Genomic DNA, 20,218 nt, shown 5'->3' on the forward strand with positions numbered 1-20,218 from the left:
TTTTTCTTTTGGTTGAATTGTCTCAGGTATTTTTCCCGTTTTATGGATAGGGTGGGGTCATGAAATCGCTCGTCCTCACCCTATGCCTGCTTTCCCTGCCTGCCAGCGCGCAGACACTGACCGGGACCCCGGCCATCCTGGATGGCGCTACCCTGGCGCTCGCCCGGCAGGAGATCCGCCTCTACGGGATCATCCCCCAGAAAGAGGCGACCAAGGCCCTGGCCGACAGGATCGGCAGTGCCGATATCTCCTGCGATATCCAATCGGAAGATCCCCAGGGTCGCGCTATTTCGGTCTGCCATCTCGGCAGTCTGGATCTGAATGGCTGGCTGGTGGAGCAGGGCTGGGCGCTGGCGGATCGGCAGACGAGTGCGACCTATACATACCAGGAAGACCTCGCCCGGCGGTTCGGGCGAGGTCTCTGGGCATCCTACTTGCGCAACTGACGGATCAGGCGGGTTGGGCTGCGGCTACGCCGACCCGGTTGCGCTTGATCATCAGCGAGATGACGGCGGCGATCAGACCGGTGAAACCCGCAATGACGAAAGCCCACAGGTACGACCCAGTATCCTGGCGCAGATAGCCGCCCATGAAGGCCGCACTGGCCGCCCCCATCTGATGACCCGCCGCGATCCAGCCGAAGACCACCGGCGCATCGCGATCCCCGAAGGCATCATTGGCAAGGCGCAGGGTCGGCGGCACGGTCGCGATCCAGTCCAGGCCATAGAACACGGCGAAGATCGACAAGCTGACCACCGAGAAATCGGTATAGGGCAACACCATCAGCGACAGGCCGCGCAGGGCGTAATAGACGAACAGCAGCTTGCGCGGATCGAACCGGTCGGTCAGCCAGCCCGAGGCAGTGGTGCCGACCAGATCGAAGATCCCCATCAACGCGACCAGCCCTGCCGCCTGCACCGGGGCGATCCCCATGTCGGCGCAGAAGGAGATGAGGTGCGTTCCGACCAGCCCGTTGGTCGTGAATCCACAGATGAAGAAGGTGGCGAAGAGATACCAGAAGACCTTGGTCTTCATGGCCCGGCCCAACACACCGAAGGTAGCATCCAGCAGCTTGGCCGGGTTGCGGTCAGGCGCGACATAGTCGGCCGGAGCCCCCAGCGGCAACTGTCCTATGGCGGACGGGCGTTCGGGCACCAGGAAAAACACCAGCGGAATGAGCGAGGCGGTCACGATGGTGACGGCCCAGACCACCGGCTGCCAGCCGCCAGTCGAGGCGAGCCAAGCCATGACGGGCAGAAAAATCAGGGAACCCGTGGCCGTGCTGGCGGTCAGCAGGCCCATCATCAGGCCACGGTTGGTGACGAACCAGCGGTTGATCACCGTCGCGCCCAGGACCAGGGCCACCGCGCCCGATCCGACGCCGGACAGGATTCCCCAGGTGGCCAGCAGATGCCAACTTTCCGACATCAGCGAGCTTAAGGCAGCCGAGGCCGACATGATGGCCAGCGATGCCATCAGGATCCGGCGCAACCCGAACTTTTCCATCATGGCGGCGGCGAAGGGACCGACGAGCCCATAGAGGAAGATACCGATAGCGGCGGAGAAGGAGATGGTATCGCGTCGCCAGCCGAAGGCTTCTTCCAGCGGAACGATCATGACGCTTGGTGCCGAGCGGACACCGGCGGCCGAGAGCAGCGACAGGAAGATCACCGCCGCCACGACAAACGCATACTTCTGGCCGAAGGGCCGACGAGAGATTATATTCATGTTACTGACCGGTACGTTTTGCGATGGACAAACGTACGTACCGGTCAGTAACATCGTCAAGAGCAAAATTGTACCGACAGAAGATATGGCCCCGACCCCTCCCCAGCCTGCCGAGACAGAGAAGCCGAAACGCGCCGCCGACCGCATCCGCGAGACGGCTCGTCAGCTGTTCTATAAGGAAGGCATCCGCGCCATCGGGGTGGACGAGATCGTCAATAAGGCGGGGGTAACCAAGCCCAGCCTCTATCGCAGCTTTTCGTCGAAGGACGATCTGGCGGCTGCCTATCTGACGGATTATGAAGCTGAATTCTGGGCGCGCTTCGATGCCGCGATTGCCGATCATCCCGGCGACGCCAAGGCCGGGTTCCTGGCCTATTTCGGCCCTTTGAGCGAGCGCGCAGCCGTTATGGGCTATCGCGGCTGCGGTCTGACCAATGCCGCCGTCGAATATCCCGACCGTGAGCATCCGGCACGTCAGGTTTCGGAGAACAATAAGCTGGTGCTGCAGCAGCGTCTCGTCGACCTCGCCCGCCAGATGGGCGCCCGCGATCCGCAAGCCTTGGGCGACGGTCTGCTGCTGCTGATCGAAGGGACCTTCGTCACCGGCCAGATGTTCGGCAATGGCGGCCCATCGCTGTCAGGGGCCAAGGTTGCCGAAGCGCTGATCGACGCCTTCTGCCGCTAGGGCTTCGCCCACTCCATCACCAGGAAGTAGGGTACCCGGCGGTAGCGATCCGCGACCGCCGGGTTGCCGCCATGGGGCGCGGGTTCGTCGAAGAATTTCAGAACCAGCCCGGCTTCCAGCAGCAGCGTCATGTAAGCCGACAGCGGCCGGTGCCAATTCTCGATGGCGATGCCACGCCAGGCGACGCGGTTGGCCCGTTCTTCCAGATAATGGTCGATCTCGAAGCGCAGGGGCTGACCGTTCTCGTCGCGTATCCAGCCCGTGGGGGGCCCTGCGGTATTGAAGCTGTTGAGGTTTGCGATCAGCAGGGTGCCGCCGGGCTTCAGAACCCGCGCCATTTCCGGGATCGCCGCCCGAATATCCGGGATATCGATCAGCGACAGATAACTCACCACCAGATCGAAGCTGGCATCGGGAAAGTCGAGAGCCTCGGCCCGGCCGTCGCGGTAGTCCCCTTCAGGATCGCGGCGGCGCGCTTCCGCCAGCAGGGCCAAAGTCGGATCGATGCCGACACTCGCGATGTCCCGCTCCTGAAGCATCCGGCAGAAGCGCCCCTCGCCGCAGCCGACATCGAGGGCGCGGGTAAAGCCCCGCCCCGCGATCCGGTCCAGCATCACCTTGTCGAGGACGAAGCGGCGACCGTAGTCGCCGGTATCGCCCTGATCCGCGATCCAGGCCGCCGCCGATTCAGTCCAGCCGTTGCTCAAGTGATGCCTCCTTTACGAGGCGAGACGGCCTTTCAGAAGCTTGCCGTGGACCGCCTTCAGCTTTTCGACCTTCGGGGTCGAGACGGCCCGGATATAGCCCTGCATCGGATTACGTGCAGCAAAATCATGGTGATATTCCTCGGCCTCGAAGAATTCGACCAGGGGCACCACCTCGGTCTGAACCTTATCTTCGAAGAGAGCAGCGCCATCGATCTGGCGGATATAGGCCTCCGCCACCTGACGCTGATCGTCGTCGGCATAGAAAATAGCCGAGCGGTACTGGCGCCCGACGTCATTGCCCTGGCGATCCTTCTGGGTCGGATCATGGGCGATGGAGAAGAAGATCTTCAGGATCTGCCCCAGGTCGATCCGCCCGGCATCATAGGAGACCTCGATCACCTCCACATGGTCGGTCGCGCCGGTGCAGACGGTCTTATAATCCGCCGTGGCCGCCGTTCCGCCCGCATAGCCGGGGCGCACATCGAGAACGCCGTCGAGCTGACGATAGACCGCTTCGGTGCACCAGAAGCAACCGCCGCCCAGCACGATCTTCTGCAAACCATCTCCCGTCTTGGCAGTGGTCTGGGGATCGGGAAAAGTCCAGGGATCGATCTTGAGGGCCATGGGAGCATTCCTTGCTGTCGAAAGCCATGCGGCGACTGTTCCTCATATAGGAAGCCGCCGGGGGCAGGATAAGGGCAAAAACCCCGGCAACCCTAGGGCGCAAACGCTTCGGTTAAGCCTACTAATATTCCAGGCAAACCCCGCAGCTTCATGGTAGTTTTTTTACCTTCAAACGCTTGCCGGGGAGAAGGAACGACTTATGTGGGGGTTGAGGTCGCTGCCGCTTGCCCTTTTCATCGCCGGGCTGCTGGCGGCAATCGGTGCCGGTTTCCAAACCAAGAAGCTGAACGAGACGAAGCTTCAGGAGAGCTTCGACGCGCTTTCTGCGCGCGCTGTCGTTCAACTTGCGACCCGCATTTCGACCTATGAATATGGGCTTCGAGGGGCGCGCGGCGCATTGATCGCCGCCGGAGACCGCCTGAGCCGCGAAGGCTTCTCCCACTACAGCCAGTCCTGGGATCTCGCACGCGAATTTCCCGGCGCCCTTGGCTATGGCTATATCCGCCGCATCCCGGTCGAAAAGGAGGCCGAGTTTCTCGAAGAAGCCCGACGGGATGGTGCGCCCAACTTCGCGATAAAGAGCTTCGGCCCGAACCTCGGCGAACGCTTCATAACGCAATATATGGAGCCGGCAGCTCGGAATGAAGCTGCCATCGGCCGTGACCTCGCTTCCGACCCGGTCCGTAAGGAAGGCGCCTTAAGTGCGCTGGATAGTGGCAATGCGACCCTGACTGGCCCGTTGAAGCTGGTGCAGACCACCAATAACGCCACGGGCTTGGTTTTCCTGCTGCCGATCTATCGGGCGGGCGAACCGATCCGGTCACCCGAGGAACGACGCCGGGCTGGTGTCGGTTGGGTTTTCACCGCCTTTTCGCTCGAAGATGTGCTGTCGGATTTCGATTATCTCAACGGCGAATTCTTCATCTCAATCTCCGATATCACCGATGAAGCGCACCCGATCACGCTGTTCAATTCGATTCCAGGGCAACATGTGGCGGCGGCGGGCCTGATCAAAAGCATTCCAGTCGATGCCTATGGCCGCTCCTGGATGATCGACATCAAGGCCCAGCCGCCCTTCGTCAATCACCTCAATCTCTATAACCCACTGGCCGTCTTCCTGATGATCGCCAGCCTGAGCGCGCTGATCGCCAGCCTGCTCTATATCTATTTCTCCAACCTGGAGCGGGCGCTGAAAGCCGGTCTGGCCCAGGCCCATCTCGCCGCAATCGTCGAACATTCAAGCGACGCCATCATCGGCGAAACCCCGAACGGCATCATTACCAGCTGGAACAAGGCGGCCGAGCAGATGTTCGGCTATACCGCCGCCGAGGCCATCGGACGCGCCACTATCGATCTGGCGGTGCCGGAGGAGCGGGTGGCGGAGGTCGAGACGATCTTCAGCCTGATCCGGCGCGGCGAAACCATCGCCCAGTTCACCACCGTCCGCCGCCGCTCCGACGGCTCGCGCTTCGATGCATCCATCAATATCTCCCCCATCCGCTCGCGCAGTGGGGAGGTGGTGGGGGCGGCGAAGATTGTCCGCGATATCAGCCTCGAGAAAGCCGCCGAAGCCCGCATTCTGGAGCTCAATTCCACCCTGGAGCAGCAGGTGGTCGCCCGCACGGCCGAGGTGCATGCCTATTCCAATCTGCAGCGTGCCATCCTGGCCGAGGCCGGTTACGCCATCATCGCGACCGATACCGAAGGTCGCATCACCCTCTTCAACCCCGCCGCCGAAGCTCTCCTGGGCTATACGGCAGGCGAAGTGGTGGGCCACGCCAACCTGACCATCGTGCATGACAATGGCGAGTTGGCGGCCCATGCCGAAGCCCTGTCGCGCGAACTCGGCACCCCTATCGAGGCAGGTTTCGAAGCCATCGTCGCCAAATCGCGCGCCGGGGCCGCCGATGGCAAAGAATGGACCTATGTGCGCAAGGATCGCTCGCGCCTGCCGGTGCTGCTGTCGGTCAGTGCCCTGCGCGACAATGACGGCCCGATCTCCGGTCACCTCGCTATCGCGTTCGATCTGACCGAGCGTAATCAGCGGGCAGGCGAGCTGTCCCGCGCCCGTGATGCCGCCGAAGCCGCTAGCCGCGCCAAGAGCCAATTCCTGGCCAATATGAGCCACGAGATCCGCACGCCGATGAATGCCATCAACGGCTTCCTGCAGCTGCTGAGCCGCACGGATCTTTCTTACCGCCAGCAGGACTACGTTCAGAAATCGACCGCCGCTTCGATCTCGCTGCGCGGCCTGATCAACGACATCCTCGATTTTTCCAAGATCGAGTCCGGCAAGCTCGAACTCGATCATTCGCCCTTCAGCCTGGAAGAGGTGCTGCGCAACCTGTCGGCTGTGCTGTCCGCCGCTCCGAACGAGCGCGATGTGGACATGCTGTTCGATATCGCCCCCGAAATCCCGGATCACCTGGGTGGGGATTCCCTGCGGCTTCAGCAGGTGCTGCTGAATCTGGTCGGCAATGCGGTGAAATTCACCCGCGAGGGCGAGGTCGTCCTGCGCATTCTGCTGAAGGAGCGTTTGGAGCGGTCGGTCCGGCTGGAGTTCATCGTCGCCGATACCGGCATCGGGATCGCGACCGAACAGCTGCCGAAGATCTTCGAAGGTTTCGTCCAGGCCGAAACCTCGACCACCCGCCGCTTCGGGGGAACCGGCCTGGGACTGGCCATCAGCCAGCGCCTCGTCCGACTGATGGGGGGTACCATCGAGGTGACGAGCAAGCTGGGCGTGGGATCCACCTTCTGCTTCACGATCGAGCTTCCCGTTGAACAGATCGCCGGGGAACCGCCGGTCCTGCACAAAGGCCGCCGCCTGCTGCTGATCGAAGACAACGAGACCAGCCAGCATATCCTGACCGCCATGCTGGGTGCTTTAGAAGCCGACCCCACGGTCGTCAAATTCCAGCATGAGGCGCTGTATCTCTTAAGCGAAGGCCACAGCTACGATGCCATCCTGATCGACCGCAACATGCGGGATAAATCGGCTTTTGAGGCTGTGCAGCGGATCCGAACCATCGAGGATGGCGGCACCCGCACCCCTGTCGTGCTGCTGACCGGCTTCGATTACGAACGTCTGGCCGCCGCCTCGCCGGAGGAAAGCACCAGCGTCGATATGTTCCTGGCCAAGCCCTTTACCCGCGCGATGCTGGCAGACGCGATCACAACGGCCATCGAGGGGCGCAGGGACGCCGGGCGCCGTCGCCCCATCCAGCCCATGGGTGAACCGCGCCTGTCCGATCTGACCCTCCTGGTGGTCGAAGATAATCCGATCAACCAGCAGATCGCCCGCGAACTATTGGAGCTGGAAGGGGCCAAGGTCACTGTCGCCGGAGATGGTGCCGAGGCGATCCGACGCTTAAGCGAACAGGGCGAAGTGTTCGATGCGGTGCTGATGGATATCCAGATGCCCGCGATGGACGGCTATGAGACGACACGCGCCCTGCGCAAAGACCCCAACCTCACCGACCTGCCGATCATTGCCATGACGGCCAATACGATGATCGAGGATCGTGAAAACAGCCTTGCCGCAGGCATGAACGACCATATCGGCAAGCCGATCGAGCTCGAAACTCTGGTCGCCGCTCTGCTGCGCCACTGCCGGGCGGGAGAAGGTGGGGCGTCGGATCTCAATGTCTCGGCCGCCCTGGCCCGGCTTGGCGGTAACCGGCCGCTCTATGACAAGCTGGTGCAGAGCTATCTGCTCACCCGCGCCCAGGCCCCGCTTGCCATCGACACGATGTTGGAAAAAGGCGATATCGACGGCGCCCGCCGTGAGGCTCACACACTCAAAAGCATCGCCGCGACCTTAGGCGCGATGCGGCTTTCTGAACTGAGCGCCACGGTCGAACATCGTCTGGAACAGGGTGACACCGACGGATCCCTTGGCGGATTGGTCGCCGATATGCTGGCGGAAGATCGCGACCTCTGTGAACGGCTGAAAACTCTGCTAACCACCCCGACTGGCACCGATCAGCCGTTACTCTCGCCCGAGCGCGCGATGGAACTGCTGCTCGAAATCCGGGCTCAACTGGAGAAGCGCAATCTGCGCGCCATGGATCTCTATGAGGAAAATGCCGCGGGTTTCCCGCCAGATCTCATATCCCCCGGTGGTTTTCTTTCCCAGGCCATGGCGCGGCTGGATTTCGAAGGCGCCCTGTCGGAAATAGATGCGGTTCTGGGCCGGATCGAGGCCACGCAAGATATCACCTGACAGGAAACCCCGCCCCTGACGGGCGGGGTTCGACTGTTCATCTCAGGCTTCAGGCGGCATCCTTCTCCCAGACATCCGTCGAGACGGCGACAGCATGCCAGACGGCCACTTCCGCATCGACAGAGGCATGTTTGCGGGCAATGGCGGCGACGGTATCGCTACCCAGCGGCAGACGCAGCGGCGGGTTGGGGGCATTCACCAGGGCCAGCAGGGCTGTCGCCAGCTTTGCCGGATTACCCGGTTGGGCGTGGTTGGCATCGGCCATCGCGCTGCGCATTGCACCCACCGTCTCCGCATAGTCCGGAAGCTCGAGGGCAGTTCGGACCAGGGACTGATCGTCCAGGAAGTCGGTGCGGAAGAAGCCCGGCTCCACCACCGTTGCCTTGATACCAAGCGGCGCCAGTTCGATAGCCATTGATTCCGTCAGCCCTTCCACCGCGAATTTGGTGGCGCCATAAGCCCCCCAGCCGTGGAAGCCGGTATAGCCGCCGATGGAGGAGATATTGAGGATATGGCCCGAGCGCTGACTGCGCATATGGGGCAGGACGGCACGGGTGACGGCCAGAAGCCCGAAGACATTGGTCGCAAATAGCTTCTCAACCTCCGGACCGCTCGACTCCTCGACCGCCCCCAGCAGACCGTAGCCTGCGTTATTGACCAGGACATCGATGCGCCCGAACCGCTTGATGGCTTCGCGGGCGGCCTCATGGGCCTGGGCTTCGTCGGTGACATCCAGGGCAAGGGCCAGGAGGTTGGGGTGATTCCCCAAACGCTCCGTGATCGTGGCCGGGTTGCGGGCGGTGGCCACGACGGCGTCGCCTGCCGCCAGAACCTGCTGGGTGATGAGGGCGCCGAAACCGCGCGAGGCGCCGGTGATGAACCAAGTACGCATGGGTCTGATCCTCTCTCTTTTGCTAGGCCCCTTGGGCCGGTGAGAGAAAGCTAACCCCCTCGCTTCGATGAATTAATCCGCTATATTGGCATCAGGTTACTGAGCAGGATTCATCAATGCAGCGGATCGATACCGCCGACCTTGCGGTCTTTCTGGCCGTCGCCCGGCACCGCAGTTTCAGGGCGGCTGCCGTCGAGCTTGGGGTTACCCCATCGGCCCTGAGCCATGCCGTGCGGGCGATGGAGGAGCGGCTGGGCTTACGTCTTTTCAACCGCACAACCCGGTCGGTCGCGCTGACCGAGGTCGGGGAGAGACTGCATCAACGGGTCGCGCCTGCCTTTCGCGATATCGGGGATGCCCTCGACGATCTGAATAATTTCCGTGCAACCCCCGTCGGCACCCTGCGCCTGAATGCACCCCGCATCGCGGCGACACTGGTGCTGTTGCCGCTCATCACCCGTTTCCGGGCATCTTTTCCTGAAATCCGGGTCGAGCTGGCGGCCGAGGATATGCTGGTCGATGTGGTGGCGGGGGGCTTCGATGCCGGTGTGCGGTTTGGCGAGCGGATTGCCGCCGACATGATCGCCGTGCCTTTGGGCCCCCGCCATCGCTTCGCCGTGGTCGCCCGGCCGGATTATTTCGAGCGCCATCCACGTCCCGTGACGCCCCATGACCTCGCGCATCATGAATGCATCCGCTTCCGTTTCCAGAACGGCAGCCTCTATCGCTGGGAGTTCGAGCGTGGCGGGATCGAGCTGGATGTGGAGGTCGACGGGCCGCTGACCTTAAGCGATCAGGAACTGATGCTGGAGGCCGCGCTGGCGGGCAGCGGCATCGCCTATGTCTTCGAAGCCCAGGTGACCGAGCATCTGGCGGCCGGACGGCTGGAAAGGGTTCTGGAGGATTGGTGCCCGTTCTATCCGGGATTTTTCCTCTATTACCCTTCCCGCCGCCAGCTACCGGCGCCCTTGCGGGCCTTCATCGATTTCACCAGGACGCAGTCCTGAACCGGCGAGGGTAACTTAGCTATACCGCCCCATCACGACGGAGGCATTGACACCGCCGAAGCCGAAGCCGTTGGACAGGGCATAGGTCACCTGTTCCTTGCGGGCCTGCGGTCCGATGATGTCGAGGCCCTTGGCGGCTTCGTCCGGGTTTTCGAGGTTCAAAGTTCCCGGCAGCACGCCATCGCGCAGGGCGAGCGCGGTGAAGATCGCCTCGATCCCGCCCGCAGCCCCCAGCAGATGGCCGGTGGCCGATTTGGTGGAGGAAACGCGCAGGCCGCTATCGGGGCCGAAGACCGCCTGCATGGCCGCGATCTCGCCCTTGTCGCCTACGGGGGTGGAGGTCGAATGGGCGTTGAGATAGCCGATCTCGGACGGCTTCAGACCGGCCTGTTTCAAGGCCAGCTTCATGGCGCGCTGGGCACCCGAACCGTCTTCAGGGCCGGAGGTGATGTGATAGGCATCGGCGCTGGTGCCATAGCCCAGCACTTCGACAATGGGGGTGGCGCCACGGGCCAGGGCATGATCGAGGGACTCGACCACCAGCATCGCCGCGCCTTCGCCCATCACGAAACCATCGCGATTTGCATCGAAGGGACGAGAGGCCTTTTCCGGCGTATCGTTAAAGCCTGTCGAGAGCGCGCGCGCGGCGGCAAAACCACCCAGCGCCACCCGGTCGATACAGGCTTCGGCACCACCGGCGAGCACCACATCGGCTTCGCCAGCGCGGATCATCCGGACGGCGTCACCCAGGCTCTGCACCGAGGCGGCGCAGGCGGTGACCGGCGCGCCGAGCGGACCCTTGAAGCTATGGCGGATCGAGACGTGACCAGCGGCCAGATTGACCAGGAAGGAGGGCACGGTGAAGGGCGAGAGGCGACGGGCGCCCTTTTCGTCCGTCGTGCGGGTGGCTTCGGCCATGCTGGGGAAACCGCCGACACCCGACGCGATGATGGTGCCGGTACGCTCCTGCGAGGCTTCGTCCTGGGGATGCCAGCCCGCCTGATCCAGCGCCTCATCGGCAGCCGCGATGGCGAAATGGATGAAGCGATCCATCTTCCGCTGGTCCTTGACCGGAATATAGCGGTCGGGATCGAAGCCGCCTTCGGGATCCTGAGCCAGGGTCGGCACCTGGCCGCCGATCTTGCTGGGGATATCCGGCACGATTTCTTCCGGCAGGGCGCGGATGCCCGACTGCCCAGCGATCAGACGCTGCCAGACCCGCTCCACACCGCATCCCAGCGGCGAAACGAGGCCCATGCCCGTGATGACGACCCGCTTGGCGGTCTGTTGCCCGTTGCTCATGTTTCTTCCTGCTCGTTGGCCCGGTTGACGCGTCTATATGGGGGCAGACACCCGGTCGCTTAAAGATAAAAGCGTCAAATTACTGTCGCGAAAGACGTCGCTGCCAGTTCAACAGCGGTATACAGGCGATATAGACCAGTGCCGCTGCCAGCCAGACGGCCCCCATCCAATAGGCTGCTGTGACGGCGTACATCAGGGTGAAACCCAGGGTCGCCACCGTTGTGGCAAGATGGCTGAGGCTCGCGAGCAGCCCTTGCAATTCACCCTGTCGATCCTCGTCCACCTGCCGGGTCAGCATCGCCTGCATCGCGGGCTGTTCGATCCCGCCCAGGCACATGAGCGGCATCAGGGCAAACGCCATCCAGCCTCTGGCGGCAAACGCCATCAGGCCATAGGAGACAAAATCGATGGAGATACTGGCGATGAAGGAACGCCGTTCGCCATAGCGCGCGATCATCGGTCCCGGCAGGAACGCCTGCACCGCCGCATGCATGATGCCGAACCCCGCCAGCGACCAGCCGACCACCGCCGGGCTCCAGGCATAGCGGTCCTGGCCGTGGATCACCCACAGCGCCGCGCCGACCTGCCCGACGATCTGCACGATACAGAAAACCGCCAGCAACGGCACCAGAGCCTGGGACTTCAGCGCCATCTTTAGCGGCGCAAAAGGATTAAGCGCCCCCCAGACCATGGGCAAGGGCGAGGCTTTGCGCGACTCCGGCAGCACAAACAGGGCCAGCAACAGGTTCAATCCATTGCAGCCCGCCGCCAGCCAGAAGGGATACCGAACCGAAATCTCGCCCAGCCAACCGCCCAGCACCGGCCCGGCAATCAGCCCCAGGCCGAAGCAGGCGCTCATCCAGCCAAAGCGGCGCCCACGATCCTCGGGCTTGCTGATATCGGTGATATAGGCGGTGGCGACGGCTGTATTGGCCCCGGCAATACCGGCGATGATCCGGCCGACGTAGATCAGCCACAGCGTCGGCGCCACCGCCATCATCCCATAATCGACCGTCGCCAACGCCAGCGAGACCAGCAGCACGGGTCTGCGGCCATAGCGGTCGCTCAACATGCCCAGGACAGGCGCGCAGATGAACTGCATCAGGGAATAGAGAGCGGAGATCACGCCGTACTGACCGGCAATCGCCGAACTATGGGTCAGTTCCCGCAGCAGGTCGGGCAGGATCGGCAGAATCAGACCGATGCCGACGGCATCAAGGGTGACGGTCGCAAGGATAACAAAGAGCGCGTGGGACACGAGGTACTCCCGCTTGAATGAAGGTGCTTATGGTGGATAGGGTCATATCATGAAGCTACCGACGCTAGAAACTCCCCGTCTGCTGCTGCGGCCCTTGGAACTTGCCGATGCCGAGGCGGCCCAGCACCTGTTCGCCCATTGGGAGATCGTGCGCCATCTGAATGCCGTCGTGCCTTGGCCCTATCCGGGCGATGGTTGCCATATCTTCTATCGCGACGTCTGCCTGCCGGAGATGGAACGGGGCGACGCCTGGCATTGGTCGTTACGACTGCGCAATGATCCCTCCATTTTCATCGGTGCGATCAGCCTTTACCGGCTTGCGGGGAATAATCGTGGCTTCTGGGTCGGGCTGCCCTGGCAGGGGCAGGGCTATATGAGTGAAGCCAGCGAGGCCGCCACCGACTATTGGTTCGATGTCCTGCAGTTCCCGCTGCTGGAGGTTCCAAAAGCCATCGACAACAAGGGATCGCGCCGGATCTCCGAGAAGACCGGCATGCGGGTCGTCCGCACCGAGGAGCGGGCTTTCGTCGAAGGCCGCATGCCCGCCGAGATCTGGCAGATCACGGCGGAGGAGTGGCGGGTACGGCGGGGTGCCCCCACAAAATAAGGCTCGTCATGCCGGGACTTGATCCCGGCATCTCCTCCGAGGGTGCTTCAGGCACCAGAAAGCCTTGTCATCCCGGACTTGATCCGGGATCCGGCCGTTGTTTCTTGCAATGCACCTCTTTAGGCCAGCCACCCCGTATGGCCGGATCCCGGCTCGGGGGCCGGGATGACAATTGTCTTTAACTAAGCTACTCCGCGCTTAGCGCGATGTCGGTGATATCCAGACCCAGGACCTTCGCCATCGCCGCCACCGCCCAATTATGGTCCTGGCGCTGCGGCAGGCCCGAAACGGTCAAGGCGCCGATGAAGCCCGCGCCCTTGACCCGGATCGGCACGCAACCACCGTGGGAGACATAGTCGCGCGGCGGCAGGGCCAGCTTTTCCTCAAGGCTGGTCTGCTGCTGCTCCAACCGCCGACCGATAGCGTAGGAGCTTTTGAACAGCTTGAAGACACTGTTGCGCTTGCGGCGGATCCAGTCGGCATTGTCCGGCGTCGTGCCGGGCAGGGCGAGGTAGGCGAGCGGCATCGACACCAGAGTTACATCGATGGCGATGGCGGCACCTTCCGCTTCTGCACGCGCCTTGAGGTACTCGATCAGGGACCAGGCGGTATCGGCATCAAACCGACCGAACACCAGCCGTTCTTCCTGCAACGCCAGTTTGGCGAGATCATCGTCGAGAGAAGGCATCAGGGAACCTCGTTCCACAGGAGTTCGCGGCGGGCATTGGAGCTGGCGATCCCCAGATCCAGCAGCTTCATGAGATCCAGCGCCTCGCGCGGGGTCACCGGCGGCGGCCCCTTGCCCAGGATCGCGTCGCGCATGGCGGCATAATAGGCGCGATATTCCCCGCGCACGACCGGCCGATCGATCACCTGCGGCCAGTCGTTTTCCGACACGATCAACTCACCGGGAATAGGATCATCGCCCCAGCCCTCGTCGCCCGGCTTCTGACCCGCCTTCAACATATCTTCCTGGGCATCGATGCCATATTTGACGTAGCTGGCCTTGGAGCCATGGGCGATGTAGCGCAGACCATTGGCCTGGGCGAGCGAGCTGCCGTGCAGGATCACCCGCACCTCCTGATAACGCAGCAGCATGTGGAAATAGTCCGTCGTAACCGAACCGGGGCGGCGGTTGGAAATCTCGCCATAGACCGCATCCGGAACCCCGAACAGCTGCAATGCCTGATCGGCCAGATGGGCGCCCAGATCGACCCAGATGCCGGTGCCCGGCCCCGCATGCTCGCGCCAGCGGTCCCGCACGGTCGGGCGCCAGCGGTCATAATGGGAATGGAATTCCGCCACCGCGCCCAGCTTGCCGGTCTGCACCAGATGGCGCAGCGTCATGAAATCGCTGTCCAGGCGGCGGTTCTGGAACACCGAGACCAGCTTGCCCGCCCGCTGCCCATGACCCATGACCGCCTGCGCCTCGGCCAGCGACAGGGTGAAGGGCTTATCGACCACCACATGTTTGCCCGCGTCCAGGGCCGCATGGGCCTGGGGAGCATGCAGGTCATTCGGCGTCGCGATCACCACCAGATCAATGGCATCGTCCAGCGCCTCCGCAAGGTCGGCCACCACCCGCACGCCCGGCCGCTCCTGCGTCACCGCCGCGCCCTTGGAGGAGACGATGGTGTGGAGATTGAGACCCGGCACGGCTTCGATCAGGGGCGCGTGGGTCGTCTTACCGACAAACCCATACCCCACCAGCGCGACATTCAGCGGTTCGCTCATCGTAATTCCCTTGGCAAAAGCAGACGCGGGCTATTTGGCATCGCCGCGCTTGCGCTGTCGATGGCGTACCCACAATGTCGGGAAGATTTGCCACATCGGAGCGCTTCGGACACTCTTAAGGCATGTGCACTTTGACCGGCGACCGGGTTTCCCTGTTCCACGACGCCCCGTCCGGGATCGAAGCGATCCGGGCGCGCTTCTCCGGTCATGCCTACGACATGCATCAGCATGATGAATGGCTGGTCGGGGTTACCGAACGGGGCGTGCAGGATTTCTATTGTCGCGGCGCCCGCCGTCAGAGCACACCCGGCCGAGTGATCCTGATCGAACCCCAGGAAGCCCATGACGGTCAGGCGGGCCATGCGGATGGCTTCACCTATGCCATGCTCTATCTGCCCCGGCCCTGGCTGAAAGCAGCCTTGCAGGAGGATGGGGCAGGAGACCCGGGCTTTTCCGCCAGCCTGCTCGACGATACAAGGCTGGGTCAGGCGATCTGGCAGGCCTATGGCGCCCTGACGCGACCGGATAGCCGGTTGGCGGTCGATGCAGCCTTGGATGGGGTCGTTGACCGGCTGCGCCCGCACCTGGGACGCGCGGAGAAGAGGGGGCGACCGGGCCGCGATGGGATCATCGCCCGCCGGGTGCACGAGCGGTTGCGCGCCCTTCCGGCTGACGATATCGGCGCCGACGCCCTGGCCGATGAAGTCGGGGCTGTCAGCCGTTTCCAACTGGCCCGGGCTTTTCGCGCCGAATATGGCACCTCCCCCCACCAGTTTCTGGTGCAGATCCGTCTGCAGGAAGCGCGGCGTCTGTTGGCGAAAGGTAAAACTCCGGCGGATGTCGCCAGCCTGACCGGCTTTGCCGACCAGAGTCATCTGGGCCGCTGGTTCCGCCGGGCCTATGGGCTCACCCCCGCCGCCTATCGCGCCACCTGCCTGGCCGACCGTTCCGCACGGACGTTCTAGACCCTGCTTCCAGCACGCCGCGAGAATGCCCCATCAGCAAGGGGAAGCCGTCATGTTCGATACCAAGGTCGCGATACTGGTGCTGGAGGATTTGGCCGTCTGGCAGAAACTGAATGTCACGGCGTTCCTGGCGACCGGCATTGCCGGGGCCGCGCCCGACGCGATGGGAGAACCCTATGAGGATGCGGCGGGACGGCAGCATGCGCGCCTGCTGGGGCAGCCGATGCTGGTCTTCGCAGCAACACCCGCCGATCTGCAGCGGGCGTTTCGCATCGGGATCGAGCGCGACTTGACCCGTTCCGTCTATGTCCGCGCCATGTTTTCGACCGGCCATGATGCCGCCAACCGCGCGGCTTTCCTGGCCGAACCGGCAGACGCGCCCGATCTGGTCGGGATCGCGCTGCGCGGGCTTAAGAAGGACGTGGATAAGGCGATCAAGGGCGCGAAGCTTCACCTTTAAGCCGGGGCGGTCAGCCGCTCGGCAATGGGCAGGAAGACGTCGTGCAGGTAATCGTCGAAGCTGCGCGGCGGATGGCCCACGACCCAGCGGCAGGCCGCCAGATCCTCTGCCGAAGCCTTCAGGCCTCGGGCCTGAAAATGCTCGTACATGATGCGGAAATCATGGCGCAGCCAATCGGGCAGGAACGGCTTGAAGGCCATGTCCCAGGCATCGAGGTTGTCACCTGCATACTGGACCTTGCGGCCCAGAAGCCTGGTATAGGCGGCGGCGATACGCGCGCCCGTCAGTGCTTCAGGCCCGACCAGAGGCCAATGGCGATCGGTGAAGCCATCGCGCGTCAGGCAATTGACCGCCGCTTCGGCGATATCCCGAGTATCAACGCGCGAAATTCCGACACTGCCAAGTGGCTGCGGATAAACCCCACCGCCGGCGATGGCATGGGTGAAGAAGGCGCCATCGTTCTGGAAGAAATTGTTCGGCTCCAGGATAGACCATTCCATCCCCGAGGCCTTGATCGCCGCCACGACCGGCTGCTTGGTCGCGAAATGCGGGATATGGAGGGCTTCATGACAGCGATGGACCGAGAGATAGACGATCCGACGGACGTTGGCCTGTTTGGCCGCCGCAACGGCATTCAACCCCTGCTGCGTTTCATCCTGGGTCAGGGCATTCAGCAGGAAGACCCGGCTGACACCTTGCAAGGCTGGCTCCAGCGTATTGGGCCGCGACAGATCACCTTTGACAGCCTCCATACCCAGTGGCAGGTCCAACTGGGGGTCGCGCATCAGAACCCGGGCACGCAAGCCCGACTTCGAAAGGGTGCGGAGAATCTCCCGGCCAACGACGCCGGTACCGCCAATGATCAGAATGCTCATGCCGCGAGACCCAGGCGGTCGGAGAGATCGGCAAAATCCTCAGCCGACAGCGTCGGGCGGGCCGCAAACTCAATGACCGCGTTAAAAGCCTGGGGCGGAGCGCCGGTCTTGACCTTGGCCAGGAAGATTGCGCGTTCGACCCGGTTCATGCTGGGGATCATCAGGCGCATGCTGAAAATCGCCTCGTCCGGCGACAGCTGGGACACGATCTGGCCTTCCTGCGCTTGCAGCTCCTCGTCGGTGAAGAGGGCGCAGAGCGTCGGCCACATCACCGTCTCCTCCTCCCGCATATGGGCGAAGTCCTCGGACATATAGTTGGTGAATGCCAGATACAGCGCCCGACCCAGCGGTGCCCGCTGGCGGGCCGGGGTCGCCTCGATGGTCGCGATCAGCTGTTCAAGCTCGTGGAAACGGTAGCGATGTTCGTCATGCTGCTCTTCCAGGCGCGCCATGGTGCCGGGGGCCTTGGCCTCGACCGCCGCATGCATCACCTCTTCCTCGTGGCGCAGATGGGCCTTGAAGAAGTCGAGATTGGACTTGAGTTCATCCAGCAGGGCAACGGTCGCCACTGCATCTTCGAAGTCGGTCGACCCGATCCGGGTCAGCAAACCGGCCTGTGCCAGGCGCAGGCCCTTGTGGATCGGGCCGTAGATATCGTGGCGGCCCACAAGGCCGGTTCCGGAGAGATTATTCCCAGAAAAACTGTTCGGGGTCTCAGACATCGCAATCCTCGTCAAAGCTTGGGCGGCAAGCTGTATGACGGGATGGGCAAGGGGGCTTCCTAAATGCTTCCTAAATCAAGGATGGAAATATCCTAAAACAATACTATTGAAGAAAATTATAAGCGTTCAAAAAAGATTAAAGCATGGATGTGCAAAAGAAAGATTAACGGATCAACGATGTAACGGCATCCTCCGCAACATAATCTGCTGCTATTCTCATCTCACGCAGAGGCCGAACAATATCGATTGAGCGTTGATAATTCTCATGGGATTTATAGGCGGCCAAGGATGCAGCGTCGGCAAACTCCCCATACACTACCAGATCGACGACATTGCCCAGCTGATCGGTCTTCACATTCTCGCCGATCTCCAGTTTCAAGGCATGGGGGATTTCGGTGAGGAGCGAGAGACCGGCCCGGATAGTTTCCAGATCCTGGGGATCACGGGCGGTGAAAAAAACGATATGGCGGATCATCGGCGGGCCTCCCTTTTCGCGCCTTCGACTAGCACGCCAACTCGCCCCGCTTCAACGCGGGCGCCCCATCGGTTCCTAAATTAAGGTCTTTAGGATAGGGTGCCGCCCATAACCTCGTCTTATGGTTTTGCATGTTCGACAAGGAAATCGCCGCGCTGATGGAAAGTGCGGTCATGATGATCATTGCCACCCGCAACGACGCTCAGCGCGCCGCCATCGGCCGCGCTGTCGGTGCGCGCCTGATCGATGGCGGTGCCTTTGTCGATATCTATATTTCGGGCACGCAGTGGAGCGAGGCGGTTAGCAACTGTGCGCCAGGAGTGCCTGTCGCTTTCACATTCTGCCGTCCCACCGACTATCGGACCTTCCAGGTGAAAGGCGCGGTCGTGGATGTCGCTGTCCCTGATTCGGCCGATATCGCTACCGCCGGGCGCTATATCACCGGCATGGGCACGGTCATGTTGGGGCTGGGCGTCACGCAGCAGCAGTTCCATCACTGGTGCACGGCGGAGGGGCTGGTTCGGATCCGCCTGAAGCCACACGCAATCTTCCAGCAGACCCCTGGCCCAGGCGCGGGTCAACAGATTGCGGGCGGACCAGCATGAGCCTCACTCTGCGCGATCTGCGCCCCTGCTTCGAGGGAGTCATCCCCTCGATTATCGCCACCGTCGATGCCGATGGGATGCCGAACGTCTCCTACCTGTCGCAGGTGTTTTTTGTCGACGAGCGCCATGTCGCCCTCTCGAACCAGTATTTCACCAAGACGCTGGCAAACATCCGCCGCACCGGCAAAGCCACGGTCGTCGTCGTTGATGGGCGGACCGGCGGCCAGCATGAGCTGGATGTCAGTTTTCGCCGCTCGGAAACCACGGGCGAACTGTTTGATCGCATGGACGCCCATCTGCGCGCCCTCTATTTCGGTAGCGACCTTGGCAAGGTGATGGTCTTGCGAAGCGCCGACATCTACGAGGTGACGGCGGTCCGCAGCGTCTTTGCCCCACCCGCCACCCTCGGCTTTCCCGACCCCGCTCCCCAGCCCGGACGGCTAGAATTGGCCGCTTCGCTGGCGATGACAGTCGCCCAGGAACCGGATTTCGACCGCCAGATGGATCGGGTGCTGGATGGGCTGACGAGATGTTTCGGCTTTCCCCATGTCATGGTGCTGGTGACCGACGAGGCGACCCGCAGCCTGACAACCCTCGCCAGCCGGGGCTATGAGCATGTCGGCGTCGGAGCCCAGGTGCCCTGCGGCCAGGGCGCCATCGGGATCGCCGCCCAGGCATCCCAGGCGGTGCGGATCTGCGATATGAGCCGGGGCCGCCGCTATGTCTCCGCCGTTGTCGGCGTGCCCGAAGAGCAGGGCCGCGTCATTCCGCTGCCGGATATTCATGAGCCGAACAGCCTGCTGGCCGTGCCGATGATCTGGCAGGGGCAGATGCGGGGCGTGATCTTCAGTGAAAGCAGCCAGCGCTTCGGCTTCACCCATGAAGACGAAGCTGCCGTGACCCTAATCGCAAGCCAGCTTGCCGCCGGGCTGGCGGCACTTGCGGAAGACGAGCTGCCCGAACAGCCCACCACTCCCGAGTTACCGGTCGAAAAGGGGGAACAGGGCAGTTTCACCCTGCGTTATTTCGACTATGACGACAGCGTCTTCATCGACGATGCCTATGTGATCAAGGGGCTACCCGGTCGGCTGCTCTACCATTTCCTCTGCTGCCATCGCGACAGCGGGCGGCGTGATTTCACCAACCGGGAAATCCGTCTCCACGCCGACCTGAAGCTGCCGGATCTGAAAGATAACCTCGAAACCCGGCTGATCCTGCTGCGCCGACGCCTGGAAGAGCGCGACGCTCCGGTTCGGCTGGAGCGTCCGGGACGCGGACTCATCCGCCTCGACCTGCGGGGCAGCCCCCGGATCGAGCGGGTGAAGGACCGGCCCTAACTTCCGCTGC

At 62.7% G+C, this 20,218-nt stretch carries 20 protein-coding genes; 9 read left to right on the forward strand and 11 right to left on the reverse strand.

Features of this window, described 5'->3' with window-relative positions; all coding sequences use genetic code 11:
* Positions 1 to 59 precede the first annotated feature (59 nt).
* A complete protein-coding gene (locus ACFSM5_RS19950) occupies positions 60 to 446 on the forward strand; it encodes a thermonuclease family protein (protein ID WP_379878359.1) in 387 nt (128 codons plus the stop codon).
* 4 nt (positions 447 to 450) lie between these two features.
* Here ACFSM5_RS19950 and ACFSM5_RS19955 read toward each other — a convergent pair whose 3' ends face one another.
* Entirely contained in the window at positions 451 to 1,728 is a 1,278-nt protein-coding gene (locus ACFSM5_RS19955) for an MFS transporter (RefSeq protein WP_379878360.1), read from the reverse strand.
* A gap of 85 nt (positions 1,729 to 1,813) precedes the next feature.
* On the opposite strand from ACFSM5_RS19955, the gene ACFSM5_RS19960 reads away from it, so the two are divergent.
* Entirely contained in the window at positions 1,814 to 2,413 is a 600-nt protein-coding gene (locus ACFSM5_RS19960) for a TetR/AcrR family transcriptional regulator (protein WP_379878361.1), read from the forward strand.
* Here ACFSM5_RS19960 and ACFSM5_RS19965 read toward each other — a convergent pair.
* Together ACFSM5_RS19965 and msrA are read right to left on the reverse strand one after the other, a co-directional pair.
* Positions 2,410 to 3,120 carry a class I SAM-dependent methyltransferase gene (locus ACFSM5_RS19965; protein WP_379878362.1) on the reverse strand — a complete coding sequence of 237 codons (711 nt, stop codon included), beginning with the start codon at positions 3,118 to 3,120 and terminating at the stop codon, positions 2,410 to 2,412. The genes ACFSM5_RS19960 and ACFSM5_RS19965 overlap by 4 nt on opposite strands.
* Before the next feature lie 12 nt (positions 3,121 to 3,132).
* Positions 3,133 to 3,744, reverse strand: a complete 612-nt coding sequence (msrA, locus tag ACFSM5_RS19970) for a peptide-methionine (S)-S-oxide reductase MsrA (protein WP_379878363.1) — start codon at positions 3,742 to 3,744, stop codon at positions 3,133 to 3,135.
* Positions 3,745 to 3,943: 199 nt separating this feature from the next.
* Between msrA and ACFSM5_RS19975 the strand changes: the two genes are divergently transcribed.
* Positions 3,944 to 7,969 (forward strand): CHASE domain-containing protein, encoded by a 4,026-nt coding sequence (locus tag ACFSM5_RS19975; RefSeq protein ID WP_379878364.1) that lies wholly within the window; start codon positions 3,944 to 3,946, stop codon positions 7,967 to 7,969.
* A gap of 49 nt (positions 7,970 to 8,018) precedes the next feature.
* Here ACFSM5_RS19975 and ACFSM5_RS19980 read toward each other — a convergent pair whose 3' ends face one another.
* Positions 8,019 to 8,861 (reverse strand): oxidoreductase, encoded by an 843-nt coding sequence (locus ACFSM5_RS19980; protein ID WP_379878365.1) that lies wholly within the window; start codon positions 8,859 to 8,861, stop codon positions 8,019 to 8,021.
* Positions 8,862 to 8,977: 116 nt separating this feature from the next.
* Between ACFSM5_RS19980 and ACFSM5_RS19985 the strand changes: the two genes are divergently transcribed.
* The gene (locus ACFSM5_RS19985) at positions 8,978 to 9,868 is read left to right on the forward strand and encodes a LysR family transcriptional regulator (protein ID WP_379878366.1); all 891 of its coding nucleotides are present in this window, start codon (positions 8,978 to 8,980) and stop codon (positions 9,866 to 9,868) included.
* A gap of 15 nt (positions 9,869 to 9,883) precedes the next feature.
* On the opposite strand, the gene fabF is transcribed toward ACFSM5_RS19985, so the two are convergent.
* Both fabF and tet read right to left on the reverse strand, forming a co-directional pair.
* Positions 9,884 to 11,170, reverse strand: a complete 1,287-nt coding sequence (gene fabF, locus ACFSM5_RS19990; RefSeq protein WP_379878367.1) for a beta-ketoacyl-ACP synthase II — start codon at positions 11,168 to 11,170, stop codon at positions 9,884 to 9,886.
* A gap of 79 nt (positions 11,171 to 11,249) precedes the next feature.
* A complete protein-coding gene (gene tet / locus ACFSM5_RS19995; RefSeq protein WP_379878368.1) occupies positions 11,250 to 12,428 on the reverse strand; it encodes a Tet(A)/Tet(B)/Tet(C) family tetracycline efflux MFS transporter in 1,179 nt (392 codons plus the stop codon).
* Positions 12,429 to 12,477: 49 nt separating this feature from the next.
* Between tet and ACFSM5_RS20000 the strand changes: the two genes are divergently transcribed.
* Positions 12,478 to 13,035, forward strand: a complete 558-nt coding sequence (locus tag ACFSM5_RS20000) for a GNAT family N-acetyltransferase (RefSeq protein WP_379878369.1) — start codon at positions 12,478 to 12,480, stop codon at positions 13,033 to 13,035.
* Between the two features lie 187 nt (positions 13,036 to 13,222).
* Here the strand turns inward: ACFSM5_RS20000 and ACFSM5_RS20005 are convergent, their stop codons facing one another.
* Positions 13,223 to 13,723 carry a heme-degrading domain-containing protein gene (locus tag ACFSM5_RS20005; protein ID WP_379878370.1) on the reverse strand — a complete coding sequence of 167 codons (501 nt, stop codon included), beginning with the start codon at positions 13,721 to 13,723 and terminating at the stop codon, positions 13,223 to 13,225.
* The gene (locus ACFSM5_RS20010) at positions 13,723 to 14,769 is read right to left on the reverse strand and encodes an oxidoreductase (RefSeq protein WP_379878371.1); all 1,047 of its coding nucleotides are present in this window, start codon (positions 14,767 to 14,769) and stop codon (positions 13,723 to 13,725) included. Before ACFSM5_RS20010 ends, ACFSM5_RS20005 begins: the two co-directional genes overlap by 1 nt.
* Positions 14,770 to 14,891: 122 nt before the next feature.
* Here ACFSM5_RS20010 and ACFSM5_RS20015 point away from each other — a divergent pair, with 122 nt between their 5' ends.
* A complete protein-coding gene (locus ACFSM5_RS20015) occupies positions 14,892 to 15,734 on the forward strand; it encodes an AraC family transcriptional regulator (RefSeq protein ID WP_379878372.1) in 843 nt (280 codons plus the stop codon).
* A gap of 52 nt (positions 15,735 to 15,786) precedes the next feature.
* The gene (locus ACFSM5_RS20020; protein ID WP_379878373.1) at positions 15,787 to 16,194 is read left to right on the forward strand and encodes a DUF2000 family protein; all 408 of its coding nucleotides are present in this window, start codon (positions 15,787 to 15,789) and stop codon (positions 16,192 to 16,194) included.
* Here the strand turns inward: ACFSM5_RS20020 and ACFSM5_RS20025 are convergent.
* From ACFSM5_RS20025 to ACFSM5_RS20035, 3 genes are all read right to left on the reverse strand, one after another.
* Entirely contained in the window at positions 16,191 to 17,069 is an 879-nt protein-coding gene (locus tag ACFSM5_RS20025; protein ID WP_379878374.1) for an SDR family oxidoreductase, read from the reverse strand. The genes ACFSM5_RS20020 and ACFSM5_RS20025 overlap by 4 nt on opposite strands.
* The gene (locus ACFSM5_RS20030; RefSeq protein WP_379878375.1) at positions 17,066 to 17,791 is read right to left on the reverse strand and encodes a hemerythrin domain-containing protein; all 726 of its coding nucleotides are present in this window, start codon (positions 17,789 to 17,791) and stop codon (positions 17,066 to 17,068) included. The genes ACFSM5_RS20025 and ACFSM5_RS20030 overlap by 4 nt, the downstream gene beginning before the upstream one ends.
* 163 nt (positions 17,792 to 17,954) lie before the next feature.
* Complete coding sequence (locus ACFSM5_RS20035) at positions 17,955 to 18,266, reverse strand: Dabb family protein (RefSeq protein WP_379878376.1); 312 nt, start codon at positions 18,264 to 18,266, stop codon at positions 17,955 to 17,957.
* A gap of 131 nt (positions 18,267 to 18,397) precedes the next feature.
* On the opposite strand from ACFSM5_RS20035, the gene ACFSM5_RS20040 reads away from it, so the two are divergent.
* Positions 18,398 to 18,871 (forward strand): hypothetical protein, encoded by a 474-nt coding sequence (locus tag ACFSM5_RS20040; RefSeq protein WP_379878377.1) that lies wholly within the window; start codon positions 18,398 to 18,400, stop codon positions 18,869 to 18,871.
* Complete coding sequence (locus ACFSM5_RS20045) at positions 18,868 to 20,208, forward strand: pyridoxamine 5'-phosphate oxidase family protein (protein WP_379878378.1); 1,341 nt, start codon at positions 18,868 to 18,870, stop codon at positions 20,206 to 20,208. The genes ACFSM5_RS20040 and ACFSM5_RS20045 overlap by 4 nt, the downstream gene beginning before the upstream one ends.
* Positions 20,209 to 20,218 lie beyond the last annotated feature (10 nt).

Source organism: Lacibacterium aquatile (assembly GCF_042683105.1).
GTDB lineage: Bacteria > Pseudomonadota > Alphaproteobacteria > Elsterales > Elsteraceae > Lacibacterium > Lacibacterium aquatile.